A 15,393-nucleotide genomic window follows, 5' to 3' on the forward strand; every position below is an offset into this window, starting at 1 on the left:
GTCATTGAGAATCTGTAGCAGAGGAATGATTTTTGGGGCTGGTGGCACCTGATGTTTGAGACTGAGAGGAATGGCGGGGCAGGTTCTGTTCGGGCAGAAATAGACCTTGACCCCAAGCGATGAACCGCGCGGTGATCGTCCGTTGCATAGGCGCTGTAATTTGACGGGCGGGCATTTCGTTTCTGAAAATATATGATAATTATCAATGTTTTGATTTGAAGTAACAGTGCCCGTCCGAGGGGACAGGCGGGTGCTGCGCGGCGGTGACCGCGGCGCTTTGAGGCCGCACCTTGGGGATAGGGGCCAAGGTGCCTGTCAGGCCGGATCGCTGTCGTTTGTAAATTGGCGCGCGCGCCGATCTTGCGGCAATGAGGCGGTGGGTTAGAACCATGTTGACAGCGCTGTCATAACTTGGTTCAGTCTGGGTCGAGGGGGATTTGGCGTGCGTATTCTGATTACCGGAGCGGCGGGATTTATCGGTCAGCGCGTTGTTCGCGCGCTCTCTGAGCGTGACAGCCTGATCGTGGACGGACAGGACCGCCGGATCGCGGCCATCTTGGCCACCGATATTGCCGAGGCTCCGTTGGCTGATCTGGCGCAGTCCTGCCGACGGGTGCATGCGGTGCCCGGCCCCTTGGGCAGTGCCGACGTGCTGGCGCGGATTGTCGAGGATGCGCCCGAACTGGTGATCCATCTGGCCGGTGTCGTCTCGGGGCAGGCAGAAGAGGATTACGCGCTGGGCATGGCCGTTAACCTGCAATCCACGATTGCCCTGATCGACGCCTGCCGTAGCCTGCGCAAGCCGCCGGTCTTTGTCTTTTCCTCGTCGGTCGCGGTGTTTTCCTGCGCCGACAATGACACGATTTCAGAAGAGACCTTGCCTGCGCCGCTGTCTTCTTATGGCACGCAAAAGCTGATGGGCGAGTTGCTGGTGCGCGATGCCAGCCGCAAGGGATTTATCAAAGGCCGCGCGCTGCGCTATCCGACCATCGCGGTGCGGGCGGGCAAGCCCAACCGCGCCGCATCAGGCTTTGCCAGCGGGATCATCCGCGAGCCGTTGGCCGGTGTTGCGGCCGAGTTGCCGGTGGGGCGCGGATTGCGGATGCATCTGGCCTCGCCTGCCAAGGCGCTTGACTATACGCTGACCGCCATTGGGCTGGCGCAAGCCGATCTGGGGCTGGAGACCACCGTCACCTTGCCGGGGATTTCGGTGACAGTTGGCGCGATGCTGGAAACGCTAGAGGCCGTGGCGGGCGCAGAGGTGGCGGCGCGGGTGACAGAGCAGCCCGATGCCGCGATCGAGCGGATCGTGAGCACATGGCCGGGGCAGATCATGACGCCACGCGCCGAGGCGCTGGGATTTGCACCCAACCGGGATTTTGCCGAGATTGTTCGCGAATATATGGATAGTCTGACAACAGGCTAACGGGGTGCGGGAGGCCCCGGTGGACTGAACCAACGAAAACAAAGGAGGAGGATCACATGAAACATTTTGCACTCGGAGCGTTTGCCGCGCTGGGTTTGGCCACGGCGGCAGAGGCGCAACAGAATATCGTGGTGGGGCATGCGCTCTCGCCCACGTCGCATTACGGGGTGGGGGCGCAGGCCTTTATCGACACGCTGACCGAATTGTCGGGCGGTGCCTTTACCGGCGAGCAGGCCCCCGCCGGGCAGTTGGGCGGCGAGCGGGATATGATCGAAGGCTTGCAGATCGGCTCGCTGGATGTGGTCATCACGTCGACCGGCCCTCTGGGGAATTTCGTGCCGCAGGTCTATGCGCTCGATCTGCCGTTCCTGTTTCGCGACTATGACCATGCCCGCACTGTGCTGGATGGCGAGATCGGGCAGGAATTGCTGGATGAGATCAGCAAGAATAATCTGGTGGCGCTGGCCTGGTCCGAGAACGGGTTTCGCCATGTGACCAACTCGCAGCGCGCCGTGCGCACGCCAGAGGATCTGGCGGGGCTCAAGCTGCGCACGATGGAGAACAAGGTGCATATGGCGGCGTTCGAAGGTATGGGCGCGGCCCCCACGCCGATGGCCTTCCCCGAGCTGTTTTCGGCCCTGCAACAAGGTGTGGTCGACGGGCAGGAAAACCCGGTCACGGTGATCACGGCGTCGAAATTCTGGGAGGTGCAGAAATATGTCTCGCTCACCGGGCATGTCTATTCGCCTGCCGCTGTTCTGGCCTCGCCGGTTCTGCTGGACGGTCTGACCGACGAGCAGCGCGGCTGGTTCGATGAGGCGGCCAAGGCCTCGGCAGCGGCGACGCGGGCCGAGGTCAACCGGCTGGAAGAGGCGGGTGTTGCGCTTTTGCGGGAAAACGGCATGGAGGTGATCACCGATATCGACAAGGCCCCCTTTGCCGCGCTGGCGGAACAGGCCTCGTATTCCGTTTACACGGATCAATACGGTGGCGAGATGATCGAACGGATCAAGGCCGTCGAGTGATCCAAGGCACGAAGCTGATCCCGGTGCGTCCCACGCACCGGGGCGGACGGAAGGGCGCGCATGACGTTGTTTCTGAGATTTGAGGCCATCACCACGCAACTGGCCCTGCGGTTGGCGATTGTCTTTTTGCTGATCGCGGTCGGTCTTGCGCTGTATCAGGTGACCACGCGGTTTGTGTTCGGGCACCCGTCGACATGGTCCGAGGTCATCACGCGCTCGGCGATGATCTGGTGCGTGTTTCTGGCCGTGGCCCCGGCGTTCCGTGAGGGGGCGATGATCGCGGTTGAAATCGTGCAAAAGATCTTGCCGCCCCGTCTGGGCTTTGCGCTTTACCTCGTGTCGATGAGCCTGTCGGTGGTGTTTTTCTGCATTCTCTTTTGGCAAGGCTGGGCGATGACCGAACGGGTCATGTCGCAAAAGCTGGCGGCGTTGGAAATCTCGATTGCCTGGGTCTATGCGGCGCTGCCGGTGGGATCGGTGTTTATCCTCTTGGCCATTCTCGGTTGCATGTTGCGGGCGGTTCAAAAGGGCGCGGTTGCGTTCTCGGCGGATTTGCAATGAACGCTGCCCTTGCCCTTTCGCTCGCGATCTTTTTTCTGGCTGGCGTGCCGATTGCGGTGGCGATTGGTCTGGCTTCGGTCATCGGGATCGAGGCCAATGGGCGCTTGCCGCTGCTGTTGGTGGCGCAGCGCATGTTCACGGGCATCGACAGCTTTCCGCTGATGGCGATCCCGCTTTTTATTCTGGCGGGCAATCTCATGTCGGCGGGGGGGATTTCGCATCGTTTGGTGGAACTGGCGAAATCCATCGTGGGCGGTATCCAAGGCGGGCTTGCGGCCTCTTGCGTGCTGACGTGCATGATGTTCGCCTCGGTCTCTGGCTCGTCGGTGGCAACGACCTTTGCGATTGGTGCGATCCTGATACCGGCGATGGTGAAACATGGATACCCCGCGCCGATGGCGGCCTCGGTTCAGGCGAGTTCCGCCGAACTGGGCGTGCTTATTCCGCCGTCGATTCCATTGATCCTTTATGGCGTGTCGACGGATACCTCGATTGGCCAGTTGTTCCTTGCAGGCATCGGACCGGGGTTTTTGGTGGCGGGGTCGCTGATGGCCCTGGTGCTGATCCTGTGCCGTGTGCGGGGTATCGGGCTTGAGGATGGGCGCGACCGGCCAAGGGTTGGCCCGGCGCTCTGGTCTGCCTTGCCCGCGTTGATCGTGCCGGTGGTCATCTTGGGCGGCATTTATTCGGGCGTTTTCACGCCGACCGAAGCGAGCGCCGCCGCTGTGGCCGCCGCCGTGATCGTGGGCATGGTGTTCTACCGCGAGTTGCGGTTTGCGGACCTGCCCGAAATCCTGAAAAAGACGGTGTTGGCGACGGCGGCGATCATGTTGATCATCTCGGCGGCGGCGCTCTTCTCGTTTCTCATCACGCGCTCGGGTCTGCCCAATGAAATCGCGGCTTGGTTCAAGGATATTTTCGAGAGCCGCTTTGCGTTTCTCTTGGTGGTGAACCTGATGCTGCTGGTGGTGGGCATGTTCATCGAGACCTCGGCGGCGATCCTTGTGCTGGCGCCAATTCTGGCCCCGATTGCCGTGTCTTACGGGGTTGATCCCGTGCATTTCGGGCTGATCCTTGTGGTCAATCTGGCGCTGGGGATGATCACGCCGCCGCTGGGCGTCAATCTATTCGCGGCCTGTGCGGTGGCCAATCTCTCGATTGAAAAGGTCATTCCGCATCTTTTCTGGTTCGTGCTGACCGTGTTCGGGGCCTTGATGCTGATCACCTATATTCCGGCCATTACGCTCTGGCCGATGCAGACCATTCTTTCGGTGGGACAATGACAGAGATCGTGCATTTTGTTGGGCTGGGGTCGATGGGCCTTGGCATGGCGCAATCGGCGCTGCGGGCGGGGTTCGAGGTGTATGGCCATGATCCGGACGCGGGGCGTCGCGATTTGCTGGTTGCGGCGGGGGCGCGCGCGCTGAATCGGGGTGCGCCCAAGGCGGCGGTGCTGGTTTGTGTTGTGCTCAATGCCGCGCAGACGCGCGATGCACTCTTTGGGGCGCAAGGCTGGGCCGGAGGGGTGCAGGCGGGCGGTGTGATCCTTGGCTGTGCCACGGTCGCGCCGGAGTTTGCCCGCGAGATGGAAGAAGAGGCCTCGCGCCGGGGGCTGCTCTATCTGGATGCGCCGATTTCCGGCGGGGCGGTCAAGGCGGCCGAGGGGCGGCTTTCGATCATGGCGTCAGGCCGGGCCGAGGCGTTTGACCGGGCCGATGCGGCTTTGGCGGCATTGGCCGAAACGGTGCATCGCTTGGGCGATTGCGCCGGGCCGGGATCGGCGATGAAGGCGGTCAATCAATTGCTTGCGGGCGTGCATATCGCGGCCATGGGCGAGGCGCTGAGCCTTGCCACCTCGCAGGGGCTGGATCTGGCCCGTGTGCTGGAAGTGATCAAGGTCTCGGCGGGCAATTCGTGGATGTTCGAAAACCGCGCGCCGCATGTGATCGAGGCGGATTATGCCCCGCGTTCGGCCATCGACATCTGGCCCAAGGATCTTGGGATCGTGGCAGAGATGGCCGCGCGCGTGGCTCTGCCTTTGCCGCTGGTTGCGGCGGCGCTGGCGGAATATCGCGCGGCGTCGGGCGCGGGATTGGGGCGCGAGGATGATGCGGCCATCACCAAACACATTGCGGCCCGCGCCGGATTGCGCCTGCCGGGGGACGCCTGATGCTGCTGGGCTGTATTGGCGATGATTTCACCGGATCAAGTGATCTGGCCAATACGCTGACCAAGGCCGGGATGCGCACGGTGCAATATGTGGGCGTGCCGGATGCGCCTGCCGATACGGGGGTTGAGGCGGGGGTGGTCGCTCTCAAATCCCGATCTATCCCTGTGGCCGAGGCGGTGGCGCACGCGCTGGCGGCGCTAGAGTGGTTGCGCGCGCAGGGCTGCCAGCAAATCCTGTTCAAATATTGCTCGACGTTTGATTCAACGCCCGAGGGCAATATCGGCCCGGTGGCCGAGGCCTTGGCCGATGCCTTGGACGCGCGGCAGGTGATCTTTTGCCCGGCCTTTCCGGGGGCGGGGCGCACGGTTTATCAAGGGCATCTCTTTGTGAAGGATCGCCTGCTGAGCGAAAGCGGGTTGCAGCATCATCCGCTGACGCCGATGACCGATCCTGATATTCGCCGCTGGCTGGGCGCACAGGTGCGCGGCACGGTCGGGCATCTGGACGCGCAGATCGTGCGGCAGGGGCCAGAGGCGATCAAGGCGGCCCTTGCGGCACAAGAGCATCGGTTGATTGTCGCGGATGCGGTCAGCGATGCGGATTTGGTGGCCTTGGGCCACGTGGCGGCAGAGTCGCCGCTGATCACAGGGGGATCAGGGATCGCCATGGGCCTGCCTGACAATTTTCGGGCGCGGGGGCAGTTGGCGGGCAAGGCTGGTGCGTGGCACGGGCAGTCTGGTCCGGTGGTCGTTCTGTCCGGGTCCTGTTCCGAGGCCACGCGCGGGCAGGTGGCGCGGCATGCAACCGCGCATCCGGCGCGGGAAATCTCTGCGGCTGACGTCATGGCGGGCCGGGTTGCGGCGGAGGATCTGGCGGATTGGGCCGCTGCGCAGGAAGGGATTGCGATGATCTATTCCTCTGCCGATCCGGCACGGGTGGCGCAGGATCAGGCGCAGTTCGGCGCTGTGGCAGTGGCGGGGGCCATTGAGGCGCTCTTTGCGGCACTGGCGCGCGCATTGGTGGCGCGTGGTGTGACACGGCTTGTGACTGCAGGCGGCGAGACTTCGGGCGCGGTGGTCGAAGCGTTGGGATTGAAAGAGCTTGAGATCGGACCCGAGATTGCCCCCGGCGTGCCGGTGATACGGGCGGGGCATGACCTTGTGCTGGCGCTCAAATCGGGGAATTTCGGCGGGCCGGATTTCTTTGTCGAGGCGGCGCAGCGGATGGAGACCTCGACATGAGCGAAAACCGCCTGCGCGAAGACCTGTGTTTCTGGGCCAAGTCGCTGTTTGACCGGGGGCTGACCGGCGGGGCCTCGGGCAATATCTCGGTGCGGACCGAGGATGGCGGGCTGTTGGTCACGCCGACGGGGGTCAGTATGGGGCGGCTCGATCCGGCACGGCTGAGCCGGTTTGACGCGGGCGGGCGGCTGATTTCGGGCGATCCGCCGACCAAGGAAATGCCGCTGCACGCGGCGTTCTATGAGACGCGGCAGAGTGCGGGGGCAGTGGTGCATCTGCATTCCACGCATTCCGTCGCCCTCTCGATCCTGCCCGACACGGACCCTGACAATGCCATTCCGCCGCTTACCGCCTATGCGGTGATGCGGGTAGGCAAGGTGGCGCTTTTGCCGTTCTATGTGCCCGGCGACGCCGCGATGGCCGAGGCGATCCGGGGGTTGGCGGGGCGGCGTGCCTCGGTGCTTTTGGCCAATCACGGCCCGGTGGTGGCGGCCAAGGATCTGGAGGCGGCGGTGTTCGCGATGGAAGAGTTAGAGGAAACCGCGAAGCTGGCGCTGATTTTGCGGGGCACCGGGGCACGTCCGCTTGAGGCCGGGCAGATCGCGCAGGTGGTGCGCAAATTCGAGGTGGATTGGGACTGATGCGGTTTTCGGCCAATCTGGGGTTTCTATTCACCGACCGGCCTTTGCCCGAGGCGATTCATGCCGCGGCGCGGGCGGGATTTGCGGCGGTGGAATGCCATTTTCCTTATGACTTTGCCGCAGATGAGGTGCGCGCGGCATTGGAGGAAACCGGGCTGCCGATGCTGGGGCTGAACACATGGCCGGGCGACCGCGCGGCGGGCGATTTCGGGCTGGCTGCTGTTGCAGGCCGCGAGGACGAGGCCCGCGCAGCGATCCGGCAGGCGGTGGACTATGCGCAGGCCATTGGAGCAAGGGCTGTGCATGTCATGGCCGGATGCACCGATAGCGGGGCAGAGGCAGAGGCGGCATTTCGGAGCAATCTGGCCTATGCCTGTGATCTGGCCGCGCCTGTGGGGCTGATGATCCTGATCGAGCCCATCAATCAGCGCGATGTGCCGGGGTATCACCTGTCGTCGACGGCTCATGCTGCCTCTGTCATCGCGGCGCTGAGGCGGGATAATTTGCGGATGATGTTCGACTGCTATCATTTGCAGATCATGGGGGGGGATTTGCTGCGCCGCTTTGCCCGCTATCAGCCTATCATTGGCCATGTGCAGTTTGCCGGCGTGCCGGACCGTGGCGCGCCGGACCAAGGCGAGGTGGATTATGGCTGGCTTTTGCCGCAGATTGCGGCGCTCGGCTGGCCAGGGCCGTTCGGGGCAGAGTACCGGCCCGGTGAGGCGGGCACAGAGGCAAGTTTGGGATGGTTGACGCGGTTCGCCTGAAACTGCACGCAGCAGCACCTCTCAGCCCTGATGCTCGGCCCCGATGCCCTGAAACATGGCGCGCAGGTCCACCGTGCTTTTGACGCCGACATGGTCGTAATTCGCATCAAGCCATGCCGCTGCCGTCTCGCGCCCGATGTCGCGCAAGCGGGTCAGAAACGCCCATTCGACATTCATCTTGGACGAGGCCCCCATCGGTTTCAGCGCTGCTTCATTCTCGATCAGATGCACCTTGACCGGGCGATAGTGATCGGTCGAGAGCTTGTCCTGAGCAATCAGGCGGTCCACGAAATCAATGGCCCGCAGTTCCTTGAGCAGGCTCGCGTTAAAGCTGATTTCGTTCAGGCGGTTCTGGATTTCCTGCGCCGAGCGCGGTGCGCCCTTGCGCTCGATCGGGTTGATCTGGATGACCACGATGTCATCGGTGCCAGTCTTGCCATAGAGCGGGAAAAGCGACGGGTTGCCCATATAGCCGCCATCCCAATAGGGCACGCCGTCGATCTCGACCGCCTGATACATCTGCGGCAGGCAGGCCGAAGCCATCACCATATCGGCGGTCAATTCCTCGCGGGCAAAGACCTTGACCCGGCCCGTTTCAACATTGGTGGCCGAGACAAAGAGCTCGAACGCCGTGCATTTGCGCACCATCTCGAAATCAATGCTTTCTTCTACCAGATCGCGCAGCGGGTTGATGTTCATGGGGTTGAGTTGATAGGGCGAGGCAACGCCAGTGAGCGCGTTCATGAAATGGTAAAACGGGTTGTTTTCCAGCCCCCAGTTGCCGGTCAGACGGTCCAGCGGCGTGCGCTGCATCGGCGAATGTTTGACACTGCCGCTCATGCTGCGCCAAAAGTGGTCAAGCGCCGCGCGTGCGCCGTCGGGCCCGGCGCGGGTAAAGCCATCTGCCAAAGCCACGGCGTTCATGGCCCCGGCTGATGTGCCAGAGACCCCCGCGATATGCAGGCGCCCATCCTCGAGCAGGTAGTCCAGCACGCCCCAGCTAAAGGCCCCATGCGCGCCACCGCCCTGAAGCGCCAGATTGATCGGTTTGCCGGTCTTGCTCATGGGCGGGCTGTCTCCGTCATTGGGGGGCTGAGTTCAGGCGCACGCTAGCAGCGCCGGTCGCGCGACGCCATGGCCCTTGCCGCCCTCTGCCCTTAGATTCCCGCTCAGACCTGATAATAGCTGCGATACCAGCGCACGAATTGGGCAATCCCGTCGCGCACGCTGGTTTGCGGGCGGTATCCGGTCAGTGTTTCGAGCAGGCGGGCATCCGCCCAAGTGGCGGGCACATCGCCCTTTTGCATCTCCATCATGTTGCGGATGGCGGGCCGTTCTAGCGCGTCTTCGATGGCGGCGACGAAATCCAAGAGGCGCACCTTTTCGGAATTGCCGATATTGACGATCCGGTAGGGGGCGACGGGCGAGAGGCTGTCACCGGGGGCGATATCCTCGGGCGTCAGGGGGCGCACGGGGGCGGCATCCATCAGCAGACGGATACCGCGCACCAGATCACCCACATAGGTGAAATCGCGATACATCTCGCCGTGATTGTAGATGTCGATGGGGCGACCCGCCAGAATGGCCTCGACGAATTTGAAATAGGCCATGTCGGGGCGGCCCCATGGGCCATAGACGGTAAAGAACCGAAACATCGTGGTGGGCAGGTTCCACAGATGGGCATGGGCATGGCCCATGGCCTCGGTCGCCTTTTTGGTGGCGGCGTAGATTGTCATCGGGCTGTCGGCCTTCATCGTCTCGGCATAGGGCATTTCGGTATTCGCGCCGTAAACCGAAGAAGTGGAGGCCATCAGGAGATGGCGCACCGCATGGCGCTTGGCCGCTTCCATGATGTTGAAGGTGCCGACGATATTGGCGTCGATATAGGCGCGCGGATTTTCAAGGCTGTAGCGCACGCCTGCCTGCGCCGCGAGATGCACGATGATGTCAGGGGCGCAGGCGTCAATCGCGGCGTCCACCGCTGTCTGATCCTCTAGCATGGCCTCGGTCGCGACAAACCCCGGCTTTTGCATCAGCATCTGGTGGCGGCGCTGTTTCAGGCTGACGTCGTAATAGTCGGTCATGCCGTCGAGGCCATGCACCACTATGCCCTCATCCAGCAGCAGGTTTGCCAGATGATAGCCGATAAATCCGGCGGTGCCGGTGATAAAAACCCGCGTCATCGGCCCGCGCCCCGGACGCTCATTGCAGATCGGCAAAGGCGGTCTGAATGCGCGCGACCGCCTCTGCGACGCGGGCGCGCGGTGTGGCGATGTTGAACCGAAGGAAGCTCTCGCCGCCGGTGCCAAAGGTCGGGCCGTGGTTGGCCACGACGTGCGCATCCCTCTCGACCCGTGCGGTATAGTCCGCCGCTGGCATGCCGGTGCCGGCAAAGTCGATCCACGTCAGATAGGTCGCCTCGAGCGGCATGGCGCGCACGCCCGGAATGGCCTGCATTCCAGCCTCAAAGAGTTGCCGGTTGCCATCGAGATAGAGGCAGAGCGCATCAACCCATTCTGCGCCCTCGGGGCTATAGGCGGCCTCGGCCATGAAGAGACCAAAGGAATTGGGCGATATCCCCATCGCGCCCATGCGGGCGGCAAACTGCGCGCGCAGCTTTGCATCGGGCACGATCACATTGCCCAGATGCGCGCCTGCAATGTTGAAGGTCTTGGTGGTGGCGGTCATCATCACCAGCCGATCAGCGATACCCTCGATATGGGGCATGGCGGTATGGCGCTGGCCGGGCATCACAAGATCATGGTGAATTTCATCCGACACGAGGATGAGGTCATGGCGGCGGGCGAAATCGGCCACGCCCTCAAGCTCTGCCTTGGTCCAGACCCGGCCACCGGGATTATGCGGCGAGCAGAGGATGAGCATTTTTTCATTGCCCGTCATCAGCGCATCATAGGCGTCGAAATCCATCTCGTAGCGGCCTGAGGTGTTGACGAGGGGACATTCGCGCACCTCGCGCCCCGCAGCACGGATCACACGGGCAAAGGCGTGGTAGACGGGGGTGAAGACCACCACCGCATCCCCCGGCGCGGTCCATGTGTCGATGCACATCGAGGTGCCATTCACCAGGCCATGGGTGGTAAAGATCGCATCCGCCTCGACCGTCCAGCCGTGGCGTGTCTTCATCCACCACTGGATCGCGGCGCGGTAGGCGGCATCGTCGCCATAGTAGCCGTAGACGCCATGCTGCGTCATGCCGATCAGCGCCTCTGTGACACAGGCGGGCGGGCGGAAATCCATATCCGCCACCCACATCGGAATCCCATCCTCGGGCGAGACGCCATATTTGGCCTGCATCATGTCCCATTTGTCGGAATGGGTGCCGCGGCGGTCGATGATCTCGTCGAAATTCATAGGGGTCTCCGGCTCTGCGTTTGGCGCGCAGGCTAACCGATCACGGCCCGAGCGCAAGGGGCGTTGCAGAACGCCCGGTCATCGCCTAAATAGCCGCCATGAAACGGTCCATTCTGATCCATCCCGACCCGCGCCTGAGAAAGGTCTGCACGCCCGTGAAGGACGTGACCGATGCGTTGCGCAAACTCTCGCAGGATATGCTTGAGACCATGTATGACGCGCCGGGCATCGGCCTTGCCGCGCCGCAGGTGGGCGTCATGGATCGTCTGATCGTGCTGGATTGCGTCAAGGATGAGGGGGCCACCCCGCGCCCGATCGTGATGTTGAACCCCGAAATCACCGCCTTTTCCGAGGAAAAGAGCGTGTATGAGGAAGGCTGCCTGTCGATTCCGGATCAATTCGCCGATGTCACGCGCCCTGCAGAGGTCGAGATGCGGTGGATGGACTTGGATGGGGTTGAGCATCAGGAAGGGTTTGGCGGTCTTTGGGCCACCTGCGTGCAGCATGAGATCGACCATCTCGATGGCAAGCTTTTTATTGATTACCTCAGCGCCATGAAGCGGCAACTCATCACCCGGCGCATGCAAAAGCTCAAGCGCGAACTGGCGCGGGGCTAAGCCGTGGCGCCGCGCCCCTGTCTGCGCTGGCCTGACAAGCGGCTGCGCCAGCCCGCTGCGCCAGTCTCGGAGATCACGGATGCAACGCGCGCCCTCTGGGATGAGATGATCGCGGTGATGGAGGCGATGCCGGGTGTGGGTCTTGCCGCCACACAACTGGGCGAGATGCAGGCGCTTGCGGTGGTCGATGCCAGCACGGCGCGGGGCCAAGCGGTGCGTATGGCCAACCCCGAAATCCTGCACGCGAGCGTGCAATTGCGCCCCCATGAAGAGGCCAGCCCCTGCCTGCCCGGTGTCTCGGCGATGATCGAGCGGCCACGCGCGGTGACGGTGCGGTTCCTGAATGCCGACGCAGAGGTTGAGGAGCGCGATTTTGTCGGCCTCTGGGCCACGTCCGTGCAGCATCAGATCGACCATTTGCAGGGGCGGATGTATTTCGACCGTCTGGGCCGGGTCAAGCGCGATATGCTGCTCAGGCGGGCGCGCAAGATCGGCTGAGGCAGCGTTTGGGGCAGCGGCGGATTTGAGTATTCTGGGAACAGGGACAGGGGGCGGCATGCGTGTGATCTTCATGGGAACGCCGGATTTCTCTGTGCCGGTGCTTGAGGCTTTGGTTGCCGCGGGCCATGAGGTGGCGGCGGTTTATTGCCAGCCGCCGCGCCCGGCGGGACGCGGCAAAAAAGACCGCCCCAGCCCGGTGCAGGCGCGCGCCGAAGCGCTTGGCCTGCCGGTGCGCCATCCGGTGAGTTTGAAAGAGGCGGTGGCGCAGGCGGAGTTTGCAGCACTCAAGGCCGATGTGGTGGTGGTGGTGGCCTATGGCCTTATCCTGCCGCAGGCTGTGCTCGATGCGCCCACGCGCGGGTGTTTGAACATTCACGCCAGCCTTTTGCCCCGCTGGCGGGGGGCCGCGCCCATTCACCGCGCCATCATGGCGGGGGATACCGAGACAGGCGTATGCATCATGCAGATGGAGGCGGGGCTCGACACCGGGCCGGTTCTGCTGCGCGAGCCTGTGGCGATTGGCCCCCAAGAAACCACAGGGGAATTGCATGACCGATTGTCTGCCCTTGGCGCGCGGTTGATCGTCGCGGCATTGGAGCGGCTCGACGCCTTGACGCCAGAGCCACAACCCGAGGCGGGCGTGACCTATGCCGCCAAGATCGACAAATCCGAGGCGCGGGTGGATTGGACGCGCCCCGCCACAGAGGTGGACCGGCTGATCCGGGGCCTCTCGCCCTTTCCGGGGGCTTGGTGCGAGGTGGGGGGCGAGCGGATCAAGCTGCTTTGTTCTGCCATGGCAGAGGCGCACGGCGCGCCGGGTGTCGTTTTGGCGGACGGGTTGACCGTAGCCTGCGGCACGGGATCTGTGCGGCTTTTGCGCTTGCAACGGGCCGGGCGCGCGGCGCAGGATGCTGACGAGTTCTTGCGCGGCATGCCCTTGCCGCGTGGCACGCAATTGGGGTGACGCGATGTTCATGCAGCTATTCGGTACGGTGGTGATCGCGGGCATCGTGGGTTACGCCAGCGAAAAGAGCGGGTTCACCCGCAATGGCTATTTGCCCTCGATCATCATCTGCATCGGCGGCGCGTTTCTGTTTTACTTTGTCCGGATCATGTTCGGTATCCGCTTTGGCGCGCCGGGGATTGATGCGATCCTGTCCTCAATCGGGGCGCTGATCATCGTGCCGACCCATTGGCGCAATCGGAGGTAAGGCATGGGCATCATCGGGCTTTTGATCGTGGGGATTGCGGCCGGGTTTCTGGCGACGCGGTTGATGCGGGTTGAGGTGGGCGTGGTGCCCACCATTCTGATCGGCATTGCCGGAACGCTGATCGGGGCGGTGGTCATTCGCATGGTGCTGATGATCACGGGTTTTCTTGGCGGGTTGATCGGTGCGGTTCTGGGCGCGATGCTGCTCGTCTGGCTGTGGAAGATGATCGGTCAGCGGCGCTGAGGTTTATTGCCGTGGCGGGCGCGCCCGGTAGACCGGCAGCCGCCAGCCAAGCGTGAGAGAGCCCACGCGCAGCGCCCACGTCAGGGCGGCGCAGGTGCCCAAGATCACAAGCGGATCGTTGGTGAGCGTTGCGGCAATCACTGCGCCCAAGGCTCCGGCAAAGGCGGCGGTCACGTAAAGCTCGCCCTGTTTGAGCACAAGTGGCACCTCGTTGCAGACCACATCGCGCATCAGCCCGCCCATACAGCCCGTGACCATGCCCATCAGCACCACGATCACCGGGCTTTGCCCCATCACCATCGCCGCACTTACGCCCGCAGGCACCGCCACGGCCAGCGCGAAACTGTCGAGCCAGAGCAAGAGACGATAGCGGCTTTCGACCAGATGAGCGGTGAAAAACACAAAAAGGGCGGCGACGCAGGCAATGAGGATATAGTTGGGATTGCCCAGCCAGAAGACCGGGTTGCGATCCAAAAGCACATCCCGCAGCGTGCCACCGCCGACCGCCGTCAGGCAGGCGATAAAGGCAAAGCCCACGATGTCGAGTTGTTGGCGCGAGGCCACAAGCGCGCCGGTCAGCGCAAAGATCAGCACTGAAGCGTAATCGAGCAGGATGAGCGCGCTCATCCTTTGGCCTTGCTTGGCTTGTAGGGGGCCATACCAGCGCGGGCCAGTTCATCGGCGCGCTCGTTCTCGGGGTGGCCTGCATGGCCCTTGACCCATTCCCATGTGACGGTGTGGCGTTTCTGCGCCTCGTCCAGCCGTTGCCAAAGCTCGACATTCTTGACCGGCTTTTTGTCGGCGGTGCGCCAGCCGTTGCGTTTCCAGCCGTGCATCCAGCCGGTCACACCATTTTTGACATAGGCGCTGTCGGTGACGATGGTGATGGTTGAGGGGCGCGACAGCGCCTCAAGCGCGGCAATGGCGGCCCAAAGCTCCATCCGGTTGTTGGTGGTATCGGCCTCGCCCCCCGAGAGTTCGCGCTCCTTGAGAATGGCGTCGCCGTCGATGGCGCGCATCAGCACCCCCCAGCCACCGGGGCCGGGATTGCCGGAACAGGCCCCGTCAGTATAGGCGAAAAGCGCGGGCATCAGAGCAACACCCCCACCGCAAGGCAGCCGATCACCACCGCCGTTAGCAGCACCCGCAACGCCATCCACCAAGGCGGGGTGAGGCCCCATCGCCAGAATTGCCAATCCAGCGCCAAAAGGCCTGCAAAACCGAAGATGAGGCTTGTTCCCGCCGAGGTTGGCCCGCCGCCGGTCATGAAAAACGCCCAAAGGGCCGGAATGACCGAAAGGCCATAGCAGATGCTTGCCATCGTGCCCGTCGCCCGCGTGGCGAAACCCCAGAGCACGCCCGACATGAACGACAGGATCACCGCGCCGTAAAAAAGCATCACATAGGGTCCGGCAAAGCGCGGCCCGATGGTCTGCACGGTCCAGAGGCCGAGGTCGGGCAGGACCACGGTCAGTGCCCCCCAGAGAAAGGGCAAGAGGCCGGCAAGGCCAAGAAAGAGCGGGGCGCGGGGTATCATCTGCATGGCGCGCAAAATGACCCGAGGGGCGCGCAGAGACAAGGGGGAAAGCCGTGCATTCGCGTTCCATGCGCCGCTTCT

19 protein-coding genes are annotated in these 15,393 nt (G+C 63.2%); 13 read left to right on the forward strand and 6 right to left on the reverse strand.

Features of this window, described 5'->3' with window-relative positions:
• Positions 1-442: 442 nt before the first annotated feature.
• The 8 genes from denD to ROSMUCSMR3_RS15615 are packed head-to-tail and all read left to right on the forward strand — an operon-like array spanning position 443 to position 7,831.
• Positions 443-1,426, forward strand: a complete 984-nt coding sequence (gene denD / locus ROSMUCSMR3_RS15580; protein WP_081507899.1) for a D-erythronate dehydrogenase — start codon at positions 443-445, stop codon at positions 1,424-1,426.
• Between the two features lie 56 nt (positions 1,427-1,482).
• Complete coding sequence (locus ROSMUCSMR3_RS15585) at positions 1,483-2,451, forward strand: TRAP transporter substrate-binding protein (RefSeq protein ID WP_081507900.1); 969 nt, start codon at positions 1,483-1,485, stop codon at positions 2,449-2,451.
• Positions 2,452-2,511: 60 nt separating this feature from the next.
• On the forward strand, positions 2,512-3,012 hold the full coding sequence (locus ROSMUCSMR3_RS15590) for a TRAP transporter small permease (RefSeq protein WP_008279867.1): 501 nt from the start codon (positions 2,512-2,514) through the stop codon (positions 3,010-3,012).
• The gene (locus ROSMUCSMR3_RS15595; RefSeq protein ID WP_008279869.1) at positions 3,009-4,295 is read left to right on the forward strand and encodes a TRAP transporter large permease; all 1,287 of its coding nucleotides are present in this window, start codon (positions 3,009-3,011) and stop codon (positions 4,293-4,295) included. Before ROSMUCSMR3_RS15590 ends, ROSMUCSMR3_RS15595 begins: the two co-directional genes overlap by 4 nt.
• Entirely contained in the window at positions 4,292-5,182 is an 891-nt protein-coding gene (ltnD, locus tag ROSMUCSMR3_RS15600; protein ID WP_081507901.1) for an L-threonate dehydrogenase, read from the forward strand. The genes ROSMUCSMR3_RS15595 and ltnD overlap by 4 nt, the downstream gene beginning before the upstream one ends.
• Positions 5,182-6,423 (forward strand): 3-oxo-tetronate kinase, encoded by a 1,242-nt coding sequence (otnK, locus tag ROSMUCSMR3_RS15605; RefSeq protein WP_081507902.1) that lies wholly within the window; start codon positions 5,182-5,184, stop codon positions 6,421-6,423. The genes ltnD and otnK overlap by 1 nt, the downstream gene beginning before the upstream one ends.
• A complete protein-coding gene (otnC, locus tag ROSMUCSMR3_RS15610; protein ID WP_081507903.1) occupies positions 6,420-7,064 on the forward strand; it encodes a 3-oxo-tetronate 4-phosphate decarboxylase in 645 nt (214 codons plus the stop codon). The genes otnK and otnC overlap by 4 nt, the downstream gene beginning before the upstream one ends.
• On the forward strand, positions 7,064-7,831 hold the full coding sequence (locus ROSMUCSMR3_RS15615; protein WP_081507904.1) for a hydroxypyruvate isomerase family protein: 768 nt from the start codon (positions 7,064-7,066) through the stop codon (positions 7,829-7,831). Before otnC ends, ROSMUCSMR3_RS15615 begins: the two co-directional genes overlap by 1 nt.
• A gap of 21 nt (positions 7,832-7,852) precedes the next feature.
• On the opposite strand, the gene ROSMUCSMR3_RS15620 is transcribed toward ROSMUCSMR3_RS15615, so the two are convergent.
• The 3 genes from ROSMUCSMR3_RS15620 to ROSMUCSMR3_RS15630 all read right to left on the reverse strand — a co-directional run bounded on the left by ROSMUCSMR3_RS15620 (position 7,853) and on the right by ROSMUCSMR3_RS15630 (position 11,203).
• Positions 7,853-8,896, reverse strand: coding sequence for a patatin-like phospholipase family protein (locus ROSMUCSMR3_RS15620; protein WP_008279875.1), 1,044 nt, complete (start codon positions 8,894-8,896; stop codon positions 7,853-7,855).
• Between the two features lie 104 nt (positions 8,897-9,000).
• Positions 9,001-10,014 carry an NAD-dependent epimerase/dehydratase family protein gene (locus ROSMUCSMR3_RS15625; RefSeq protein WP_081507905.1) on the reverse strand — a complete coding sequence of 338 codons (1,014 nt, stop codon included), beginning with the start codon at positions 10,012-10,014 and terminating at the stop codon, positions 9,001-9,003.
• A 19-nt stretch (positions 10,015-10,033) separates the two neighbouring features.
• Positions 10,034-11,203 carry a MalY/PatB family protein gene (locus ROSMUCSMR3_RS15630; RefSeq protein WP_081507906.1) on the reverse strand — a complete coding sequence of 390 codons (1,170 nt, stop codon included), beginning with the start codon at positions 11,201-11,203 and terminating at the stop codon, positions 10,034-10,036.
• 98 nt (positions 11,204-11,301) lie between these two features.
• On the opposite strand from ROSMUCSMR3_RS15630, the gene def (ROSMUCSMR3_RS15635) reads away from it, so the two are divergent.
• Genes def (ROSMUCSMR3_RS15635) through ROSMUCSMR3_RS15655 form a run of 5 tightly spaced genes read left to right on the forward strand, consistent with a single transcriptional unit; the run spans position 11,302 to position 13,775 of the window.
• Complete coding sequence (def, locus tag ROSMUCSMR3_RS15635) at positions 11,302-11,820, forward strand: peptide deformylase (RefSeq protein WP_008279878.1); 519 nt, start codon at positions 11,302-11,304, stop codon at positions 11,818-11,820.
• A gap of 3 nt (positions 11,821-11,823) precedes the next feature.
• Positions 11,824-12,318, forward strand: coding sequence for a peptide deformylase (gene def, locus ROSMUCSMR3_RS15640; RefSeq protein ID WP_081507907.1), 495 nt, complete (start codon positions 11,824-11,826; stop codon positions 12,316-12,318).
• Between the two features lie 58 nt (positions 12,319-12,376).
• Complete coding sequence (gene fmt / locus ROSMUCSMR3_RS15645; RefSeq protein ID WP_081507908.1) at positions 12,377-13,285, forward strand: methionyl-tRNA formyltransferase; 909 nt, start codon at positions 12,377-12,379, stop codon at positions 13,283-13,285.
• A gap of 4 nt (positions 13,286-13,289) precedes the next feature.
• Positions 13,290-13,532 (forward strand): hypothetical protein, encoded by a 243-nt coding sequence (locus ROSMUCSMR3_RS15650; RefSeq protein ID WP_008279881.1) that lies wholly within the window; start codon positions 13,290-13,292, stop codon positions 13,530-13,532.
• Positions 13,533-13,535: 3 nt separating this feature from the next.
• Positions 13,536-13,775: a GlsB/YeaQ/YmgE family stress response membrane protein gene (locus tag ROSMUCSMR3_RS15655; protein WP_008279882.1), complete on the forward strand. Its 240-nt coding sequence runs from the start codon at positions 13,536-13,538 to the stop codon at positions 13,773-13,775.
• Between the two features lie 3 nt (positions 13,776-13,778).
• On the opposite strand, the gene ROSMUCSMR3_RS15660 is transcribed toward ROSMUCSMR3_RS15655, so the two are convergent.
• From ROSMUCSMR3_RS15660 to ROSMUCSMR3_RS15670, 3 genes are read right to left on the reverse strand one after another with little or no spacing between them, the layout of a single operon-like run.
• Complete coding sequence (locus tag ROSMUCSMR3_RS15660) at positions 13,779-14,402, reverse strand: trimeric intracellular cation channel family protein (protein WP_008279883.1); 624 nt, start codon at positions 14,400-14,402, stop codon at positions 13,779-13,781.
• A complete protein-coding gene (rnhA, locus tag ROSMUCSMR3_RS15665; RefSeq protein ID WP_081507909.1) occupies positions 14,399-14,866 on the reverse strand; it encodes a ribonuclease HI in 468 nt (155 codons plus the stop codon). The genes ROSMUCSMR3_RS15660 and rnhA overlap by 4 nt, the downstream gene beginning before the upstream one ends.
• Positions 14,866-15,318 carry a DUF3429 domain-containing protein gene (locus tag ROSMUCSMR3_RS15670; RefSeq protein ID WP_081508646.1) on the reverse strand — a complete coding sequence of 151 codons (453 nt, stop codon included), beginning with the start codon at positions 15,316-15,318 and terminating at the stop codon, positions 14,866-14,868. The genes rnhA and ROSMUCSMR3_RS15670 overlap by 1 nt, the downstream gene beginning before the upstream one ends.
• Between the last annotated feature and the right edge of the window lie 75 nt (positions 15,319-15,393).

It is taken from the genome of Roseovarius mucosus, from assembly GCF_002080415.1.
GTDB classification, from domain to species: Bacteria; Pseudomonadota; Alphaproteobacteria; order Rhodobacterales; family Rhodobacteraceae; genus Roseovarius; species Roseovarius mucosus_A.